16 protein-coding genes and 2 pseudogenes are annotated in these 16,844 nt (G+C 68.1%); 8 read left to right on the plus strand and 10 right to left on the minus strand.

Annotation, left to right across the window (positions count from 1 at the left end; translation table 11 throughout):
- Positions 1-61: 61 nt before the first annotated feature.
- The 6 genes and pseudogenes from OG622_RS49045 to OG622_RS49070 all read right to left on the minus strand — a co-directional run.
- A complete protein-coding gene (locus OG622_RS49045; protein WP_371583880.1) occupies positions 62-1,738 on the minus strand; it encodes a CocE/NonD family hydrolase in 1,677 nt (558 codons plus the stop codon).
- Between the two features lie 94 nt (positions 1,739-1,832).
- Positions 1,833-2,591 carry an SDR family NAD(P)-dependent oxidoreductase gene (locus OG622_RS49050; protein ID WP_371583881.1) on the minus strand — a complete coding sequence of 253 codons (759 nt, stop codon included), beginning with the start codon at positions 2,589-2,591 and terminating at the stop codon, positions 1,833-1,835.
- The gene (locus OG622_RS49055; RefSeq protein ID WP_371583882.1) at positions 2,588-3,391 is read right to left on the minus strand and encodes an enoyl-CoA hydratase/isomerase family protein; all 804 of its coding nucleotides are present in this window, start codon (positions 3,389-3,391) and stop codon (positions 2,588-2,590) included. The genes OG622_RS49050 and OG622_RS49055 overlap by 4 nt, the downstream gene beginning before the upstream one ends.
- Positions 3,388-5,028 carry an AMP-binding protein gene (locus OG622_RS49060; protein ID WP_371583883.1) on the minus strand — a complete coding sequence of 547 codons (1,641 nt, stop codon included), beginning with the start codon at positions 5,026-5,028 and terminating at the stop codon, positions 3,388-3,390. The genes OG622_RS49055 and OG622_RS49060 overlap by 4 nt, the downstream gene beginning before the upstream one ends.
- 827 nt (positions 5,029-5,855) lie before the next feature.
- A complete protein-coding gene (locus OG622_RS49065; protein ID WP_371583884.1) occupies positions 5,856-6,545 on the minus strand; it encodes a TetR/AcrR family transcriptional regulator in 690 nt (229 codons plus the stop codon).
- A gap of 461 nt (positions 6,546-7,006) precedes the next feature.
- Positions 7,007-7,515, minus strand: a pseudogene (locus OG622_RS49070) (NAD-dependent malic enzyme); the annotation flags it as partial.
- A gap of 128 nt (positions 7,516-7,643) precedes the next feature.
- Between OG622_RS49070 and OG622_RS49075 the strand changes: the two are divergent.
- The 3 genes from OG622_RS49075 to OG622_RS49085 all read left to right on the plus strand — a co-directional run bounded on the left by OG622_RS49075 (position 7,644) and on the right by OG622_RS49085 (position 9,218).
- Positions 7,644-8,369: a hypothetical protein gene (locus tag OG622_RS49075; RefSeq protein ID WP_371584457.1), complete on the plus strand. Its 726-nt coding sequence runs from the start codon at positions 7,644-7,646 to the stop codon at positions 8,367-8,369.
- Positions 8,370-8,523: 154 nt separating this feature from the next.
- A complete protein-coding gene (locus OG622_RS49080) occupies positions 8,524-8,691 on the plus strand; it encodes a hypothetical protein (protein WP_371583885.1) in 168 nt (55 codons plus the stop codon).
- A 167-nt stretch (positions 8,692-8,858) separates the two neighbouring features.
- Positions 8,859-9,218, plus strand: a complete 360-nt coding sequence (locus OG622_RS49085; RefSeq protein ID WP_371584458.1) for a transposase family protein — start codon at positions 8,859-8,861, stop codon at positions 9,216-9,218.
- On the opposite strand, the gene OG622_RS49090 is transcribed toward OG622_RS49085, so the two are convergent.
- Together OG622_RS49090 and OG622_RS49095 are read right to left on the minus strand one after the other, a co-directional pair.
- The gene (locus tag OG622_RS49090) at positions 9,205-9,933 is read right to left on the minus strand and encodes a DUF4232 domain-containing protein (protein ID WP_371583886.1); all 729 of its coding nucleotides are present in this window, start codon (positions 9,931-9,933) and stop codon (positions 9,205-9,207) included. The genes OG622_RS49085 and OG622_RS49090 overlap by 14 nt on opposite strands.
- 336 nt (positions 9,934-10,269) lie before the next feature.
- A complete protein-coding gene (locus tag OG622_RS49095; protein ID WP_371583887.1) occupies positions 10,270-10,695 on the minus strand; it encodes a hypothetical protein in 426 nt (141 codons plus the stop codon).
- A 373-nt stretch (positions 10,696-11,068) separates the two neighbouring features.
- Between OG622_RS49095 and OG622_RS49100 the strand changes: the two genes are divergently transcribed.
- The 4 genes from OG622_RS49100 (at position 11,069) to OG622_RS49115 (ending at position 14,008) form a co-directional block, all read left to right on the plus strand.
- On the plus strand, positions 11,069-11,875 hold the full coding sequence (locus OG622_RS49100; protein ID WP_371584459.1) for a helix-turn-helix domain-containing protein: 807 nt from the start codon (positions 11,069-11,071) through the stop codon (positions 11,873-11,875).
- Positions 11,872-12,771 (plus strand): helix-turn-helix domain-containing protein, encoded by a 900-nt coding sequence (locus OG622_RS49105; protein ID WP_371583888.1) that lies wholly within the window; start codon positions 11,872-11,874, stop codon positions 12,769-12,771. Before OG622_RS49100 ends, OG622_RS49105 begins: the two co-directional genes overlap by 4 nt.
- A 530-nt stretch (positions 12,772-13,301) precedes the next feature.
- Positions 13,302-13,787: a DUF2975 domain-containing protein gene (locus tag OG622_RS49110; protein WP_371584460.1), complete on the plus strand. Its 486-nt coding sequence runs from the start codon at positions 13,302-13,304 to the stop codon at positions 13,785-13,787.
- Positions 13,787-14,008, plus strand: a complete 222-nt coding sequence (locus OG622_RS49115) for a helix-turn-helix domain-containing protein (protein WP_371583889.1) — start codon at positions 13,787-13,789, stop codon at positions 14,006-14,008. Before OG622_RS49110 ends, OG622_RS49115 begins: the two co-directional genes overlap by 1 nt.
- 316 nt (positions 14,009-14,324) lie before the next feature.
- Here OG622_RS49115 and OG622_RS49120 read toward each other — a convergent pair.
- Positions 14,325-14,914, minus strand: a pseudogene (locus tag OG622_RS49120) (transposase); the annotation flags it as partial.
- A 186-nt stretch (positions 14,915-15,100) separates the two neighbouring features.
- Positions 15,101-16,075 (minus strand): zinc-binding alcohol dehydrogenase family protein, encoded by a 975-nt coding sequence (locus OG622_RS49125; RefSeq protein WP_371583890.1) that lies wholly within the window; start codon positions 16,073-16,075, stop codon positions 15,101-15,103.
- Between the two features lie 127 nt (positions 16,076-16,202).
- Here OG622_RS49125 and OG622_RS49130 point away from each other — a divergent pair, with 127 nt between their 5' ends.
- Positions 16,203-16,835, plus strand: a complete 633-nt coding sequence (locus OG622_RS49130; protein WP_371583891.1) for a TetR/AcrR family transcriptional regulator — start codon at positions 16,203-16,205, stop codon at positions 16,833-16,835.
- Positions 16,836-16,844 lie beyond the last annotated feature (9 nt).

Below are 16,844 nucleotides of genomic sequence, written 5' to 3' on the forward strand. Positions count from 1 at the left end.
GGAGATGGGTGGGCGCGGTGCCGCGCTGCCGGTCCCGACGGCTTCCCTCGATTTGCACCGGTCAGTCAGCGACGATGGGGAGCCTGATGTGTGACGGCCGTGAGCTGTCGTGGAAGATGCGCTGCTGGGCGACGCGCGTGGTCGTCCCTTCGGTCTCCGGTTCGCCGGTGTTGAGGTTGCGGTCCCAGCGCGGGAAGTTGCTGGAGGTCACCTGGACGCGGATGCGGTGCCCCGCCTTGAACACGTTCGACGTGGACCACAGGTCGACCTCGATCTCGTCGATGCGCGACGGTTCGGTCTTCACTCGGGTGATGCCGTCGACGATGTTGCGGGACACCCCGTTCTGATCGACGTCGCACAGGCGGACCACCCAGTCCGTGGACGGACCGTCCGTTGCGGCGAAGAGCGTGGCATACACGTGTCCGGTGACCTCGACGTCGGCCTCCAGCGGGGGTGTGGTGAACACGAGCACATCGTCACGCTCTTCGGTGACGCGCTGATCGAAGGGGCCTGCGGGGAACTCGCTGGACATGACGAGGTCGCCGCCACGGGTGATCACCGGGTCGGCTGGATCGTAGGTGAAGTCCGACTCGGCGTTCTCGTCAGTCGGCGATTCCCAGGACAGGGTCGCGTCTTCGCCCAGATAAAGGGGGGTATCCCTCGCGCGAGCGAGTGGCCAGTCCTCTTCGAGGCGCCACTGGTTGACACCCATCACGAAAATCATCACACCTGACTCATGAGCCGACGTCGCGGGTCCGTCCTTGAGCCAGTGGTCCAGCCATTCGAGATGGACATCCGGTAGGGGCTTGCCGAACGGACCCGCTGCCGCGAGACCGAAGTTGACCTCGCCGACCTTGCCCGGACCGGCGGTGTCACTCACCGTAAGGGAGTGGTGCCACGGACCGACGATGAGCCGGGCGACGCGGCCGTGAGCGCGCATGCCGATGTAGTTGTCGAGGCTGCCCTGCCCGAAGACGTCGTACCAGCCCGCGCTGTTCAGGCTGGGCAGCTCCAGCTTGGCGTAGTGATCGCAGACACGTGACTCGGCGAGGGTCGCCGGGTTGGCCAGCGCGCGGGTGACTCCGAGGTCGGGCTGACCTGTGCGGACGATCACCGGCAGGTTTCCGGACGGCAGCCCCCAGTAGCCGACGGTGGCCAGGTCGTCCATATCAGCGACGGCCGCGCCGATCCTGCCCATCAGCTCCTCGACCGGGAGCCCTTCCTTCGGATACTGCCCCAGCGCGGTGAAACCACCCCAGAACGCGTTGAGGCCCAGCTCGATCGCACCACCACGGAAGAGCAGACCGTCGGCCGGGTCCGCCCATGTGATGGACGGTGTGATCGCAACCAGGTGCGGGGCGCCGGAGATCGCGGCGCTCCATTGGGTGGACCCGAGATAGCTCCCGCCGACCATGCCGACCTTGCCGTTGCTGCCCGGCAGGGACGCAGCCCACTCGATCGTGTCGTACCCGTCCTCCCGCTCGTACTTCCAGGGCACCCATTCACCGTCGGAGACGGCCCGACCACGGGTGTCCTGGTTGACGACGATGTACCCGTTCCGCGCGGCGAGCCGGAAATCGAGCAACGCCTCCCCAATCGAGAGCGACTTGTCATACGGCGTGCGCTGCACGATGACGGGAAACGGGCCGTCACCTGCCGGGCGGTAGACATCCGCTCGCAACACGGTGCCGTCGCGCATCGGCACGGGAACGTCGTACTCAATCTCGATCTGGCGCATGTGTCTCCTTTGACAGGGGGCTGAACTGTGGGCAGCCCGTATGGCGCGATGTGTGAGGGGCCCGCCTTCCGGACATGGCGGGGATCGATGGGGCTCAGCGGATGGAGGATCCGATGCCGAGGCCGCCGTCGACGTCAAGGACGACGCCGGTGACGTAGCCGGCGGCGGGTGAGCAGAGGTAGGCGGCGGCTTCGGCGATGTCGGCGGGGTCGCCCGTGTGGCGCAGCGGCACCTTGGAGACGAGCTTGTCGCGGGCGGGGCCGTTCATCGAGGCCAGCATCGGGGTCTCGATCAGACCGGGAGCGATGGCGTTGGCGGTGATGGCGTGGCGGGCTCCTTCGAGAGCGATGGTGCGGGTGAGCCCGACGATCCCGGCCTTGGCGGCGACGTAGTTCGCCTGTCCGTAGTTGCCTCGCCAGCTCATCGAGGAGAAGGAGAGGATCCGGCCGTAACGTCGCGCCTGCATGACCGGCAGCACCGCGCGGATGCAGAAGAAGGCGGCAGACAGGCTGGTGTCGAGCACGGCGTGCCAGTCGGCGTCGTCGATGTCGGTCGCGCGGTTGTCGCGGATGATCCCGGCGTTGTTGACCAGGACGTCGATGCGGCCGTGGTCGGTGTGGACCTGGGCGATCCACTCGTTCACCTGGTCCGAGCGGGTCACGTCAATGACGCGGGCCTCAGCGGTCACGCCATGCTCGTCGGTCAGCTCGGCGGCGAGCTCTGCACCGGCGGCCTCGTTGATCTCTCCGATCATCACGGCGGCGCCCTCGGCGGCGAAGCGGTGCGCCATGGCGCGACCGAGGCCCTGCCCGGCGCCGGTGACCAGGACGGTCTGTCCGGTGTAGCGGTTCATCGCTGCCTTTCGGGCCGGCCCGCGGTGGTGCGGGCGAAGAAACGGCGCAGCTCACGGGGAACGTCGTGGTTGGACCAGTGCCGGTCGAACTCGTCGAGCTCGAGGGACAGGCCCGACTCGACCGTCGGTTCCTCGTCGAGCTCGGCGAACGTGCGCTTCAGGGCGGCCTGGGCGGGATTCGCGGCCGCGGCGAAGATCTCGGCGACGCGCAGACCGGCGTCAGCGCCCTGCCCGGGCTCGACGACCTCGTGCAGCCACCCGGTGGCGAGGAATCGCTCGGCGGGAAGCAGCTCGCCGGAGAGGCCGAGCCACCGGCCCAGAGAATCGCCCAACTTACGGCGTATCCGCACTGCCGACCCGCCGCCAGGCACCAGATGGTTGCGGATGTGCCCGTCGCCGATCAGTGTGCCTGCCTCCGCGACGACGGCGTCACACGCCAGCGCGATCTCCAGACCGCCCGCGACGGCATGACCGTGCAGTACCGCGACCACCGGAAGCGCGCTGCGCTCGAGGCGGCGGGTCAGGTCGGAGACGGTGCGCAGGAACGGCACCGGCGACGCTCCCGCCTCGGCCAGAGCCAGCAGGTGTTTCAGGTCCGCACCGGCGCAGAAGCTCGGCCCCGCCCCGGTGACCAGGACCGCGCTGGTCGAGGGATCCTGTTCGGCCTCGGTCAGTGCGGCGGTGAGTGCGTCGACGAGAGAGGCGTTGAGCGCGTTGCGCTGCCGCGCCCTGTTGAGTACCAGTCTGCGGACCAGCCCGTGCTGCTCGACGCGCAGTGTGGTCGAGGACAGTTCCGTCACGGCGTCGTCCCGGCGGCCTCGCGCAGGTCCTTGCGCAGCTTGGCGCGCTGGATCTTGCCGCTGGCGGTCTTGGGCAGACTCGTCACGATATGCACCCGGCGTGGGTAGGCATGGGCGGCGTAGCGCTCCCGTACGTGGTTCTGCAGCTCGGCGACCAGCTCGTCGGACTCCTCGGCCCCGGTGCGCAGCACGACGAACGCCTCGATCACCTCGCCCCGCACGGGATCCGGCGCGGCGACCACCGCGCATTCGGCCACCGCGGCGTGCTGAGCGAGCACGGACTCCACGTCGAACGGCCCGATCCGGTACCCGGCCATGATGATCACGTCGTCGTCACGGGAGGAGAACCGCAGCGTGCCGTCGGCGTTGCGCACCGCGAGGTCACCGGAGAGGTAGTGGCGCCCGTCGGCGGTGAACCGGTCCGTGGCTTCCCGGCCGACGTAGCCGGCGAACGTCATGAACGGGCTCGTGGAGACGTCGATGGCGAGCAGACCGGGCTCTCCGGCCTCCGCCTCGATGCCGCCGTCTTCCCGCAACACCGTCACCGACCAGCCCGGCAACGCCTTGCCCGTGGTCTGCGGGATCACCGGCACCTCCAGGTCCGGATGGTGAGGGAAGCCGATGGCCATGCCGAGCTCGGTCTGCCCGTAATGGTCGTGCACCTGCAGTCCGAGCGCCGGGACCGCCCACTCGTTGACCTCGGCGGTCAGCGGCTCACCCGCGCTGGACAGCCGTCTCAGGCTCAACCCGGCGGGCACCGGCACATCACCGCTGCGCAACGCCCGGTATACCGTCGGCGCAGCGGCGTAGTCGGTCACCCCGAGATCGGCGAGAGCCCGCCAGGTCGCGGTCACGTCGAACCCGCCGCGCTGCAACACGCTGCGCAGGCCCAGGACCATGGGCGCGACGACAGCGGTGTAGAGCCCATACGCCCAACCCGGGTCGGCGGCGCACCAGAACACGGACTCCTCGCGCACGCCCAGGGCGAATTCGAGATAGGACTGCCATCCCGCGACATAGCGCAGCGGATGTACGACGCCCTTCGGTGCACCGGTGGTACCCGAGGTGAACATGTGCACGAACGCGCCGTCGCCCCCGATCGGAGTGCTCGCCTCGAACGGCTTCACCGCGGCGAGTCGGTCGCCAAGCCGCCGGTCCTCGCGAACCTCGGAACCACCACCGGACACGAGCACCGCCCATGGCCCGTCCGGTACCTTCGCGGCCTGGTCCGCGTCGGCGACGACGACCTTGGCCTGCGCCCCGGACAGCCGCGACGAGACCCCGTCGGTGGCGAACGCGGTGAAAAGGGGGACGTACACCGCGCCTGTCCGCCAGATCCCCAACAGCACCGTCAGAAGATCGGCGCTCTTGCCCATCAGGGTCGCCACCCGGTCACCTCGCCCTACACCGAGCTCGGTCAGCAGCCCGGCGAACCGTTGCGACCGTTCGCGCAGTTCTCCGAAGCTCAGGTCGACGGTGGAGCCGTCCGGCTCGAAGAACGTGAACGCCACCGACTCGCCCGGGTGACGGTCGCACATCAACCATGCCGGGTCGGCGTCGGGCGCCGAGAAGATCTCGACGAGCTCACTTACCCGAGCGCTTACACGCTCGGCGCTCGTAGTCGGCTGCGGCTCCATGCATCCTCCTTCGGGTACGCTTTTGGGTACGAACAGCTCGCGTAACGTACCCGACTCCAAGGTGGGACTCAAGGGGAAGCCTGAAGAGCTCCCACGAGGCCGGCATCTGCCGCCTCACCGCAGCCGGAGGCGAGCCGGCCAGCCGCTGATGGGAGGCGCGAGGGGCTGGTGTCGGCGTACGACCGCATCCGGCTGTGGCGAGATTCTTGTAGCTGGAGATCAGCTGGCGACGGGTCAGTCGGGTTCGGGGTAGCTCCGGGAGGGGTGTGCGATCTGCAGGACTCGTTGCCAGAGCCGGAGCGGTGGACGCGGCGCGTGCCGTTGGCGCAGGCGCTTGCTCTGCGCGCGCGGATCGTGCTGACGTGCGCGAGTCCAGAGGTACCGCGGATCGTCGCGGTCGCCCGCGAGTTGCGGGTGGCCGCTGACACCGTCCGCAAGTGGCGGCGCCGGGGTTCCTGGCGGAGCGGCTGGACGGCTTGGTCGACGAGTCCCGACCGGGCCGGCCGCCCACCATCAGCGTTGATCAGATGGAGGCGGTCGTGGTCACGACGCTGAGGGAGATCCCGAAGCCTGCTGAGCCGCATTACAGTGATGGCCGGTCGCCGTCGTCGAAGTGCTTGCCTCTTGATAAGGCCAGTCAGAGCCAGGAGCGGTCCGTCACGCGGCCGGTCGGTTACCGTGCTCGTCAGTCGGTGACCTGCTCAAACGCGTGCGCGACGGAATAGCTAGATGGTGGGCTCGTCGTACCCCCGTTCGACGAGCATCATCCCTATCGGGAAGTTGTCGCGCCTGGCGCACGGCACCGACATCGCTGGGTGCCCGCTGATTTACCTGGGCGCCGAGACCTGATCCCTGGGCGGGCGGGTAGTTGTGGAGGGAGGCTCGGATGCGCCCTGCCCCGAACTGAGCCCGTCGAGCAGGAGGTCCCCGAGTTCGGAGAAGGCGTCGCCGGCGGTCAGGCCGGTCCTCTCCAGGAGGATCCCCGACTGGACCGCGTCGATGGTGACCGCCACGACCTGGGCGGCGAAATGGCCGTTGAGCGCGCGGAAAACGCCGCTCTGCACGCCCTCCTCGATCAGTTCGTGGACGCGGTGCGCCGCGGCGGCGGAGTTCTTGCGGTAGATCTGCGCCGTCGGCTCGTAGCCGACCATGTCGTCGTAGAAGGCGTGGGAATGCCGGCGCATGGCCGTGCCGACGCCGGCGAGGTAGACCCGGATCCGCTGCCGGGGGTCGGGTTCGGCCTGGACAGCCTGTTCGATCTCGGCTGTCGCGTCCCGGAAGAAGGTGCGGGTGACCGCCAGTACCAGTTGTTCCTTCGTGGAGGCGAGGCTGTACAGCGTCGCCTTGGAGCACCCCAGTCGCTGGGCGAGCTCATCCATGGTCACCGCGGTGAAGCCTTCAGTCAGGATGATCGCCTCGGCCTGGCGCAGCAGCTCGTCCCGCCGACCTGTGTCGACAACCCGTCGGCGCGCCGTTCGGCGCGGGCGTCGGTCGCGTGAGTCAGGTTGGGCCGTCACCGCAGCAGTCTCCCATGAGCGTCCCCGCCTGAAGCGGCGGGTGGTCGTCCGGGCCGGAAGGCCGACCCTTGTGAATGGGAACTAGGGTACTGCATAACGTACCCACAGGCCCCCGTGAGCGACGATCAGACGACCGGCGGCTTCGCCGACGACGGCGCAGCATGTAGCGCTGGGTCTTGCCGCTGGGGGTTTTGGGCAGGGCGTCGATGAAGTGGATCGTGCGCGGGTAGGCGTGGGCGGCGTAGCGGGTCTCGACTGTCCGGGTTCCCCCGCTTGGCCTCGGCGGACAGATCGCCCGACGACGGGAACCGCTCGGCGAGGGCCCCAAGGCCCGCGAGGCGTGTCGGTGGGTGGCGCCTCGCGCGAAACTCCTCAGCGCCGCTGCGGTCGAGGGGCGGCTACAGGCGGGTTGACAGCCGGCACAAACCGGGGCCACGGAGACGACGTCCCGGGTGACCGTCCGGCCGATGCGCACCGGGCCCGGACACTTCGTCGAGGCTCAGCACGGCCGAGCCGTCCGTCACGACCGCAACGGAGAGTCGTGTTTGATGGTGAGGCGGCGGGGCGTCCTCGGGGGTTCTCGAGGATCGCCATACAGACGCGGGCCACGCCCGGCGTGTAGACCATGGAGAGGTCGTCACGGTTGGGGATGGGGTGTTTGGACGCCATCTCGATCTTGCCGCCGAGGTGCATCAGGAACGTACGGTCGGAGACCTTGCCGAGGGTGACGCCCTCGATGTTGCGCAGCTGTTCGGCGATCTCGTCGGCGTGGGCAGGGGAGGTGGCGGCGATGGTGACGTCGACGCCGAGACGGCCGACGTCGGATGAGATGACGTCGAGGGCGGTGACTGAGCGCCCGGCGCCTCCATGGTGGCTGTCAGCTGGGAGACCGCGTTGCCTGCCGCGGGACTTCGAGCCGGATGGTCATCGAGTAGGAGACGCTGGGCGTGCTCGCGGGTAGGGGCCTCATCTGTCCTACGCTGACCGCGCAACATTCGAGCAGCTTCAGCCGAATCACGAACGATGACCGCGCTGGTGCACTCCCGAGGATCATCACAGTCAGAAAATAAGTATGCGGCTGTCTGGCCTCAACCGATCATGGGGGGTGTGGCCGAACCTCTGACGATCAACACCTTGACTTTGCGGCACAGGATTCCGGACGACTGGGCGGCGGATCCCTGGGCCGAAGTACGTCCTCTGATCGACGGCGTGGACGTCCTGGAGGAAGTCCATCCGGAAGGTCTCGGACTCAGCTGCCGACACTGGAGGGGGCCGGCCGAGAGCTGGCCGCTGGCGGTCACGGACGAATCCCGCAGGATCATGATCAGCGAGCCGACATGCACGGCCGGCTGCTGCGGAGCCCTGTACGTGACCATACGCCGCGAGGGCGATCAAGTGATCTGGGACGCCTGGGAAAACACCAGCAACATCACAGCGGTGCCGGCGGAGTTCCGTTTCGACAGCGCCCAGTACGAGGCCGAGCTCGCGCGGGCCGCCGTGGACCGCAGCTGGGAAGAGCCTTTGGACACCGTTGCCCGGCTCCTCGAGCAGACGCTTGCGGACAGCGGCTGGTTCGAGCGGTGGGGCTGCGTTCTTACGAATTGCTGGCCACGACGTGAGGAGCCCGGTCTCCCCGAGGCGCTCACCAGCCCTCAGGGTGTTGATGTCGAATTCCACCAGGTCCGGGAGTCAGGCGAGCGTACAGATCTCTACCGGTACGAGTTGTTCGTCACCAGCGATCACCCCGTGGAGGAGCAGGTACGGCGGCTGACGGACCGCATTCTGGCGGACGACCCGCGGAAGACCGCTGAGAGGGAACGCTGAGGACCAGCTAATGGCGACACGGTCGCGCCAGAGCAAACGTTGCCCGATGCGGCATTGGCTGGACGCGTCGGCCATCTGCTGCTCGTGGTGGCGCTTGAGCGCGTCACGGGCCGCGAGGACGTCGGCTGGGGCGAACTCGCTCCAGTATGCGTGCGTGACGATCGTCCCAGCGGGTTCGACTTCCCGCTCCCGCAGCCGGACGATCTCCGCCGCGTTCTGGGGGGCTCAGCCGGGGGAGGCGGGGCGGGACGCCTGCCGCCAGGCGTTCTCGTGCGCCTCCCACGCGTCCAGCGGTACGGCCGACCACGGCACCCGCTGGTAGACCGACTGCAGCCGGCGTGGACCTGACGACCCCGACCAACCACGAAGAGCCCTCGATCCCGGTCCCCTTCACGCTGGGCCCGGACGCCTACGAGCCGCCGGCCACCTCGCCTGTTCGGAACACACGTATCCGGTGTGGTCGTGGAGTCCGTCGAGCGGACGTCCGGGGTGGTCACGTTTCGTACGTCGTGCCGGACGCTCCCGCTGAGATGTTCGCAGTGCACGTTGCCGTCGTGGCGGGCGCACGGCCGGTATCTGCGGCCGACGGCTGACGCTCCCCTCGGCGCCACTCCGGTCGTGCTCGAGTTTCTGGTACGGCGCTTCAGGTGCACCAACACCGCTTGCCCGGCGGTGACGTTCGCCGAACAGGTGGAGGGCCTGACCAGCCCGCACGCCCGTACACGCCAGTGCTGCGGGCGGCGCTTACATCGATCGCGCTGGTCGTACCGGGCCGGCCCGGGGACCGCCGTCGTCCCGCCCCCGGCGAGGGCGTGCGACGGTCCCCGCGCCTTTCTCAGAGCTGGATGATCGGGCGCATCGCCAGTCCCTCGGTGCCGGCCCAGCCGTTCACCCGCGCCGCGTCGTCGACGGAGACGGTGTCGAGACCGTCGGGCAGGTCGAAGATGAGCGTGCCGCTCAGTTCGGTGCCCTCGCCGGCGACCAGAGTGGCGGTGAAACGGTCGGACTGGTCGTACTCCGCCTCGCCGCCCTCGTCGTTGCCGAAGACGTACAGGCCGGCGTACGCCTTGCCGCCTCCCTCGACGACGACCGGTTCGGTGTCCGGCTCTTCGAGCGTCTCGACGATCGGGGCGTCGTTGCCGGCTTTGAGCCGCACCTGCGGCGCGTCGTTGAGGACGCACGGCGTCCTGGTGTCGTTGGTGACGGTCAGCAGGAAGTGGCGGGGGGTCTCCCCGGAGTCGTCCTGAAGCTCGACCGCTGTGTTGAGCCCGGTGACCTCGCAGTCGGCGTACTCGGTGCTGTTGCCGCCGCCGGTCTCACCGCTGTCCCCGGTCTCCGCGCCCGTCGGGCTGCTGCTGCCGGTCCCGGAGTCGCCCGAGGGCTCGGTGCCCCCGGCCGATGTGGAGCCCGAGGGGGTGGCGGTCGGCGATGCGGCTGCCTTGTCGTCACCCTCGGAGGGCTGGCAGGCGGTGACCGTCAACAGAGCCGCGACCACGGTCGCACCCAGGACGGTGCCACGCAGGCCCCGACGCAATGAACCGGCCCCGACCATTTTCGAGTTCATGCGGTTTCCTCTTCCCCCGTGACCGACTTGGAGTCGGTCGATGCGTAAGCGACATGGCTATTCTTGCCACTTGAGGGGAGCCGGGTCACCGGCATCCCGTGTCTGTTACAGCCCTCGCACGAACCGGCAGCCGTGGCGTGACCATGGCTCCTCGCCCGTGAGAACCGGTGCAGAAGATGAGAGTGCAATGCGCCATGAAGGGCCGGACCAGCAGGATGGTGTTCCAGGGGAGCGCGCAGGAGGTCTTGATGCCGAACGTCTGCTGGCGTCCGGCATCAAGACCTTGAGTGTGTCAGCGGATGAGGTTGGCGACCTGCCCGGACGGCGAGGAGTCGCTCAGGCCGCGTACTCGCCGGTGGCGGTGGCAGTGATCTTGAAGTAGAAGCGGAATTTGACGCCGTTGTTGACGTCGGTGGCGATCACCTTCCACGTGTCCTTCTCGGCGTACTCGTAGTCGTCCTGACAGTAGTTGAGGTCGCCGTTGCTCTTGTAGAAGCAGACCTTGACGTAGCGGTTGCTGTTGGTCTTGATGTTGATGTCGGCGCAGTTGGCCGTGGTCTTGAAGAAGTCCGGCGTCTGACTCGGGAGCGGAACCAGGTGGAAGTCCTCCTTCTTGGTGTAGTTCTTGGCGCTGCCGTAGCAGGACTGGGCGGTCAGTTCGCCCTGCACGGCTGCGCCGGCGCTGGTAGTGGTGGCGGCCAGGCCGCCGCCGGCAAGTGCTCCGGTCATGGCGACGGCGACGAGCTGCTTGCGGAGGGTCATGGTGGTCCTTCCCCGTGTGCCTGAAGCGCGGGTGCCTCAAGGCGTGTTGACGGTCGTGGACGCGGCACGCCGTACGGGATGGCCCGCCGTTTGCCGCGTCCATCAGAGGATGTGCTGTGCCGGAGCCCGCTGGCCAGGGCGATGAGGCAGGTTGGGTGATCACGGGATGCGAAACCCGTTGACCTGCGGAGATGGCGTCTCGGGTGAGGTTGGGGCGGGACGCTGGGCGGCGAGTCGCCGTCGGCGCGGCGGAGGCCGGGAGAGGCAGGAAGGCGGCAAAAAAAGGGGGGGTGGGACGCGGCGTGTGCGCCGTGCTCACGACACATCGGCTCTGGCATGCTGAAGCCAGTTTCAGAGACTCACGGGGGTGGATATGTCTCATTGGAAGGACTTACCCGAGTCACTCGATCCGCGGCTGCGGCAACTCGTCGTACTGCTGCGGGAGCACAAGGACCGCAGCGGACTGAGCATCGCGGCCCTTGCCTCCAGGACGGGATTCAGCAAATCCTCCTGGGACCGTTATCTCAACGGCAGGGCGACGCCTCCGGAGAAGGCCATCGAATCGCTCGCGCAGGCGTGCGACGCGCAGCCCGCGCCCCTCTTGGAACTGCGGGAGCTGGCGGCGGCGCAGCAAGGGGGCCCAGAAACGTCAGGACCGTCGGCCTCGGCCGAATTGGCAGGTCCGCAGGGTGTACGAAGCACGGGAACCACGTGCGTACGCCAGTCTGTGCCGTGGCTGGTCATCATGCTCTCCAGTGTCACCACGGCCCTCGTGATGATGATCGGCCTGATGCTCCTCGCGCCCTGGGAGAACGCGACGCGGGCCGCAGCGCGTAGTGGGAACGGGAAACCGTACACAGGGCAAGTGCACCCAACCTTGGGGGAGTTCGTCTACGAGCCGGGCAAAGAGTACGCCTGTGAGGTCCAGCGGGACTCCGATGACGGTCTGCTGTACGCCAGTTACAGCCGCACACGCACGGAGCTGATCCAACGGGACGCTTCCCGCTGGTCGGTGGTGGAGGCACAGTGCCTGCTGGTTCATCACAGCATCTCGCCTGGGGTCATCGACGGTTCCCTCGGCGAGAACACGGAACGTGCGGTGCGGCGCATACAAGACCGGGCGCGCATCGCTGTGGACGGGATCATCGGCCCGGACACCTGGAAGGTGCTGCGCACATGAGCGACCAGAGCACCCGAGGGCTGGACGGAGAGCGGGAAGTGCCCGCGGAGTGTGTCCGGCTCGCCGTGAGACTGCGTGAGCTGCGCGCTGTCACGGGACTGAGCCTGGCACGTCTGGCGGACAAGACCCCCTACAGCAAGTCCTCATGGGATCGGTACCTCAACGCAAGGGCCATGCCGCCCCGACACGCTGTTGAGCAGTTGTGCGCCTTGGCCGGGAAGCAACCACAACGTCCCGTCGCCCTGTGGGAGTTGGCGGAGGCAGCATGGAGCTGCCGCGCCGGCCGGAGCACGCAGGACGGCGAGCGGGCCGCGCACTGTCAAGACACGGCGTGGGGCATGCCGGAGGGCGTGTCGGCGAGCGCGGTGGCCCCGCTCGCCGACACGAAACGAATCCGCCCGCGTATCTCCTGGCTCTACGTCGGCATCCTCGGCGGAGTGTCCGCACTGGCTGCCGGGCTACTGATCGCCCTGTCCCCCTCCGGCGACGGCCCAGCCGGAAACCGTGCCGCGACGACGGACTTCGCTGCCCCGAGCATCGGCTGCCATGCAGCCTCCTGCACGGGAAAGGGCCCAGAAGACCAGGACTGTTCCACGGCCAAGACGCCGCCTGTTGAGCTGGGAGAACACCGCTTCGCCGGCACAGTCGTCAAAATTCGCCACTCGGAGGTGTGCGAGACGGTGTGGGCCCGCATCGACCGGGGTGTGGTGGGCGATCAGGTAGAGATCGTCGTGCCGGGGAGCCGCGTTCACCAGGTCGTCGTGCAGGACAGATTCGATGAGATGGGCTCGGTGTCGACCCCGATGGCCGCCGCTGCCGACGACATCCTGAGCCGCGTACAGGCTTGCCTGGCACGGAAGGACGAACGGCGCTGCTTTTCCGTAACACCAGACTGAGTGCAGCCTCGCGCATACCGGGGCCTCGTCTGTTTCCTGCACACCATGATCATTCGTAGCGGGTGGGCTCGGAAAGACGACGCTGAATCCGACTCTCAGAGGCCCCGAGACCTTGATCTCTCGTCGACGCGGCAGCAGCCCTCTGAGGGTCTTCGGGGCGGTTCTGCGCAGCCCGTCGTACGCGGCGGAGCTTGATTTGCGGGTGGTGTAGCGCGGCATGGCGATTTCCGAGGTGCTCCACCGTGAGAGGGGTGACGGCACCGACCGAAATGTGCTGCTGGAGCAGTGGGGCAGGGTTCGTGGGCCCGCCGTTCGCCGTAACCCCGCCTGGATCCGCGTGAGAAGAACGCGAGAGGCGAGTGGAAGGAGAACGCCGATGACCGTTGACGACCGCGAGCCCGCCGCGCTGTAGGAGGTGAAGGACCGCAAGGCGTACCTCACGTTGAACTGGCCCGACCGGCTGAACCAGCTCTTGCTTAATCTATCGAATATCGATAGATTCCCATCGCAACTCGATGGGAGAATGGGTCATGGGAAGACTGACAGTGCGTGCGCTGCGCGCCGTGCTCGTGATGATGCTCGCCGGCACCGTGTTCGTGCAGGCATTGATGGTGTGGGCCTTGGCAACCGACCCGGAGGACGGGTCGCTCCCGCTGACCCCGCTGCGCGTGGTCACGATCCTGGGCATGGTGTCGGTACAGGCCGCGTTGGTCTGCGTCTGGCGACTGGTGACGATGGTGCGACGCGGAACTGTGTTCTCCCACGCCGCCTTCCGCTACGTGGACGGCGTGATCGGCGCGATCGTGGCGGCTGCCCTCGTGTGGTTCGCGGTCACGGCCCTCAATGCGCCGGGCCAGCGGGACGACCCGGGCGTCACCGTCATCATGGGCGGGATCGGCATGGCCATTCTGGGGGTCGCGCTCATCGTGCTCGTCCTGCGGATGCTGCTCGCCCAGGCCGTCGCGCGCGACGTCGAAGCGGCGCAGATGAAGGCCGAGCTGGACGAGGTGATCTGATGCCGATCACCGTCGACATCGACGTGATGCTGGCCAGGCGGAAGATGTCCGTGGGCGAGCTCGCGGACCGCGTAGGGATTACGCCCGCCAACCTGGCGGTACTCAAGAACGGCCGCGCCAAGGCAGTGCGCTTCGCGACGCTCGCCGCGCTCTGCGAGGTGCTCGAGTGCCAGCCGGGCGATCTGCTGCGCTGGGAGGCCGAGGGTGCCGCGGGCGGATGAGGCACCCCAGGGCGGGCGTGAAAGTGACGGACGACACGCGACTATGCCAAACCCTGAATAGCCCGCCGTGGAGCGCGCCGGGCGCTATTACGCCGTGCCCATCGGGTGGCGGGCACGGACCGACAACGTCTTCATCCTCAGGGAGAGGGTGAGGGCGTGTGGCGTGCGCATTGAACTCACGCCCGGCGTTCAGCAAGAGGGCAGTTCGTTATGCAATATCCGTTTCCTGATGGGGCTGGGGTAGGGCTACCGGTCGCAGTGCCCGGTGGCCTCGTTGAAGACGGCGAGGATGGGCGACGCAAAATGTCCGACTCGGTCATGTAATCGGTGGTTGCACTCTGTGGCGATCACCGGAGGAGGGGGACCTGGCTCTGCCGTGCATCTGCCGCATGATTCTCTTGGTCCGTGTTGACGCTTTCGGTGCGGCCGTTGTGGTGCGGGGTGGTGATGCCGGCGTCGACAGCGGTGCGATCGAGCTCGTCGAGGCCGTTGGTGAAGGCGTGCAGGTAGGGCAGGTCGGCGGCACGCACGCCGTGATCCACTTCGTGGGTACTGTCTCGTTGCCTGAGGCCGGGGGAGGAGTGCGGTGAACTCCCGGACCGGCTTGGTGAGGGCGGTCACCTCGGGGCAGGCGGCAGTGAGCTTGCCAAGGAGTGCGGCGTTTTTGTCCCGCAGGTTGCCGGGCGGGTGAGGAGAAGGCGGGGCAGGCGCCGTGGGGTGGTGATGGGCCGGTCGCCCTCGGCTCGGCCCTGGGTCGCGGAACAACTGTTTGACGGGGAAGGCCGGGTCTTCCGCACGGCGCCGACGGAGATGTTCCCGGTAGGGGGTGACCAGGGTGGGCCGGCAGCGCGGAGCTCGGCGCAGGTTTTCGGGTTCCCGGGTCCGCTCACGCTTCGTTACCACCGATTGCCTGACAGGGCCGCAGGATTGACAGACCCAACTCCGCCCGATCGCTCACGTGGGGGTCTCCTGAGGTCTCCTGGGGGAGGGCGTTTTGGTGTGGGGCATCGATGTGTCGGCCGCTCCGGGGGGACGGGCCCGGCCGGGCGGTTCGCCGGGGTGCGGACGTGGGTTTCGGCGTGTCGGGTCTGGTCAGGGAAGGAGGAGAATGCGGCCGAGTTGGGACCGACTTTCGAGGAGTCGGTGTGCTGTGGCGGCTTCAGCGAGGGGGAGACGGGCGTGGACGGCCGTGCGCAGTTGTCGGGTCGTCAAGTAGCTGGCCGCCTCGGTCATTTCGCGGCGTGCCTGCTCCGGGTCGGCCGCGCGCCAGGCGAGGAGGGAGAATCCGGTCACGGACTTCAGGGCGAAGAGGCTGGTGGGAGGGATGCCGGCCAGGGCACCGCTCGCGGCGCCGTAGATCACGATCCGGCCGAACGGGGCCAGCAGGTCCAGGCTCTGCTGCAGGGTCTGGCCGCTGACGGAGTCGAGGACGACGTCCACGCCTCGCGGCGCAGCCTTGCGTACCTGTTCGGGCCAGCCGCTGTCGGTGTAGTCGACGGCGATGTCGGCGCCGTATTTGCGGACGAAGTCGAGTTTGGCCGGTGAGCTTGCGGTGGCGATGACCGTGCCGGCACCGAGCAGTTTGGCGAGTTGTACGGCCAGGTGTCCGATGCCGCCCGCAGCGGCATGGATCAGGACCGTCTCACCCGGTGCGAGTCGGCCGGCGCGCAGGGTCCGCAGTGCCACCGGGGCACCCATGGGCAGCATGCTCGCCGCACCGAGGTCGAGTGCGTCGGGTACCGGGGCGAGCCATTGCGTGTCGGTGACGACGTAGTCGGCGAAGGCGTCCTCTGCCAGTCCCGCTGCTCGTTGGCCGACGTGGTGTGTGTCGACGCCGGGTCCGACAGCTTCGACGGTGCCCACCACGTCACCGGTGAGTCTGCCCGGCAGGGAACGCTGGAAGAGCGCTCCGCTGGACGGCCCCCGCCGCCACTTGGTGTCGACGAAGTTGGCTCCGATCGCCTCGACCCGGATGAGTACTTGTCCTGGTCCCGGCGTGGGGATATCGGTCTCCTCCATTGTGAGGACGTCCGGATCGCCGTATTCGTAGTAGCGGACTCGTCGCATGTGGACGCTCCTTGAGGGGCCAGTAGGCAGAGGCATTTACCGCCGGAAGCTAAAGTGGACTACCGGTCAGGTTCTTTCCGACCGTACTGGACCGTCGGTCCAGATGTCCATGCGGAGTGAGGACTCGATGACAGAAGGCCGTCGCGAACGCGCCGACGCGGTACGGAATCGGCACGCGATCCTGCTGGCGACCGAGGAACTCCTGGCGCTGCACCGGCCCGAGCAGATCTCGATGGAGCAGGTTGCAGCCGCAGCGGGCGTCGGCAAGGGCACGGTCTTCCACCGCTTCGGCAGTCGCATGGGCCTCATGCGGGCACTGATGGTGGAACGTGCCCTCGCCCTGCGCGAAGCCGTCACGACAGGGCCGCCTCCACTGGGCCCGGGCGCCCCAGCACGAGACCGACTCCTCGCCTTCCTCGACGCCGTCGTCGGCGTGGTCGCCCGCAACAAGGGACTCCTGGCCGCGCTCGGCCACGCCGCGACGACAGCGCACAAGCCGGAAGAGGATCCACCCGGCGCGCACCCCGTCTACCAGTTCTGGCACGGCCACATCACCGCGCTGATCAGCGAGGAGTGTTCCGACCTGGACGCAGAGGTCCTGGCCCATGTGCTGCTCGGCGCCCTGCAGAGCGACCCGATCCTGCGTCTGCTGGAGCAGGAAGGTGGCCGGCGCCTCGCCGACTCCCTGCGCACCCTGGCAGCCGCCCTGCTTGACGCCTCGGCAACCGCTACCGAGCCGAGAATCGGCCGTCACCCGTAAGCTCCTCCT

The organism is Streptomyces sp. NBC_01314 (genome assembly GCF_041435215.1).
GTDB lineage: Bacteria > Actinomycetota > Actinomycetes > Streptomycetales > Streptomycetaceae > Streptomyces.

Excerpts from the sequence above, each read along its gene's own strand:
- OG622_RS49045 (WP_371583880.1), bottom strand. The coding sequence starts at position 1,738 with ATGCGCCAGATCGAGATTGAGTACGACGTTCCCGTGCCGATGCGCGAC.
- OG622_RS49050 (WP_371583881.1), bottom strand. The coding sequence starts at position 2,591 with ATGAACCGCTACACCGGACAGACCGTCCTGGTCACCGGCGCCGGGCAG.
- OG622_RS49060 (WP_371583883.1), bottom strand. The coding sequence starts at position 5,028 with ATGGAGCCGCAGCCGACTACGAGCGCCGAGCGTGTAAGCGCTCGGGTA.
- OG622_RS49075 (WP_371584457.1), top strand. The coding sequence starts at position 7,644 with ATGGGGGGTGTGGCCGAACCTCTGACGATCAACACCTTGACTTTGCGG.
- OG622_RS49090 (WP_371583886.1), bottom strand. The coding sequence starts at position 9,933 with ATGAACTCGAAAATGGTCGGGGCCGGTTCATTGCGTCGGGGCCTGCGT.
- OG622_RS49095 (WP_371583887.1), bottom strand. The coding sequence starts at position 10,695 with ATGACCCTCCGCAAGCAGCTCGTCGCCGTCGCCATGACCGGAGCACTT.
- OG622_RS49100 (WP_371584459.1), top strand. The coding sequence starts at position 11,069 with ATGTCTCATTGGAAGGACTTACCCGAGTCACTCGATCCGCGGCTGCGG.
- OG622_RS49105 (WP_371583888.1), top strand. The coding sequence starts at position 11,872 with ATGAGCGACCAGAGCACCCGAGGGCTGGACGGAGAGCGGGAAGTGCCC.
- OG622_RS49110 (WP_371584460.1), top strand. The coding sequence starts at position 13,302 with ATGGGAAGACTGACAGTGCGTGCGCTGCGCGCCGTGCTCGTGATGATG.
- OG622_RS49115 (WP_371583889.1), top strand. The coding sequence starts at position 13,787 with ATGCCGATCACCGTCGACATCGACGTGATGCTGGCCAGGCGGAAGATG.
- OG622_RS49125 (WP_371583890.1), bottom strand. The coding sequence starts at position 16,075 with ATGCGACGAGTCCGCTACTACGAATACGGCGATCCGGACGTCCTCACA.
- OG622_RS49130 (WP_371583891.1), top strand. The coding sequence starts at position 16,203 with ATGACAGAAGGCCGTCGCGAACGCGCCGACGCGGTACGGAATCGGCAC.